Here is a 716-nt window from a genome sequence, read left to right on the forward strand (position 1 = left end):
AATAAATATCCTCCGGCATAGCCGGAGGTTTTTCTGATGCGCCTATAAGGCTCTCTTACCAGCCGCGCCCTAACAGGCGCATACGATCTGACATTTGCATCAGACTTCGTTACTTACGGCCCGTAAACGGGCTGCCCGGACAGGGGATCGATAACTGCTCTCCCATTTTATCTTCTTCGAGCTGGTGCCTTATATAGTCCTGTATCTTCGCCGTGTTCTTACCCACCGTATCGACGTAGTACCCTCTGCACCAGAACTCCCTGTTTCTGTATTTGAATTTCAAATCCCCAAACTGCTCGTAAAGCATCAGACTGCTTTTCCCTTTCAGATATCCCATAAAGCTCGATACGCTCATTTTGGGCGGGATTTCCACAAGCATATGGATATGATCTACGCAGCACTCCGCTTCCACAATCCGAACGTTTTTCCACTCACACAGCTTTCTCAAAATACTGCCTATTGCTCTACGCTTCTCTCCGTAGAACGCCTGTCTTCGGTATTTCGGCGCAAAAACTATGTGATATTTACAGTTCCATCGGGTGTGCGCTAAGCTCTTTTCGTCCCCCATTGGGACCCCCTTTTGATTTCTTGTTTGACTCTTGCAGTTGCCAGACCGCAAGGTGTTTTAACAAATCAAAAGGGGTTTTAATAACTGGCTCAAAGCTGAAAGCTTTCCGGAACCCCCAGCCTAGCTGGGGGTTTTCTGTGCACAAAAA

Annotated in this window: 2 protein-coding genes; both read right to left on the reverse strand. The window is 47.6% G+C overall.

Going from position 1 to position 716, the window contains the following annotated elements; all coding sequences use genetic code 11:
- Positions 1-109: 109 nt before the first annotated feature.
- Positions 110-568 (reverse strand): IS200/IS605 family transposase, encoded by a 459-nt coding sequence (tnpA, locus tag AQ981_RS25375; protein ID WP_058914529.1) that lies wholly within the window; start codon positions 566-568, stop codon positions 110-112.
- The coding region (locus tag AQ981_RS28355) for a hypothetical protein (RefSeq protein ID WP_082683282.1) at positions 525-716 on the reverse strand (192 nt) is incomplete at its 5' end. The genes AQ981_RS28355 and tnpA, both read right to left, overlap by 44 nt.

The sequence above is a fragment of the Entomohabitans teleogrylli genome (assembly GCF_001484765.1).
GTDB lineage: Bacteria > Pseudomonadota > Gammaproteobacteria > Enterobacterales > Enterobacteriaceae > Entomohabitans > Entomohabitans teleogrylli.

Excerpts from the sequence above, each read along its gene's own strand:
- tnpA (WP_058914529.1), bottom strand. The coding sequence starts at position 568 with ATGGGGGACGAAAAGAGCTTAGCGCACACCCGATGGAACTGTAAATAT.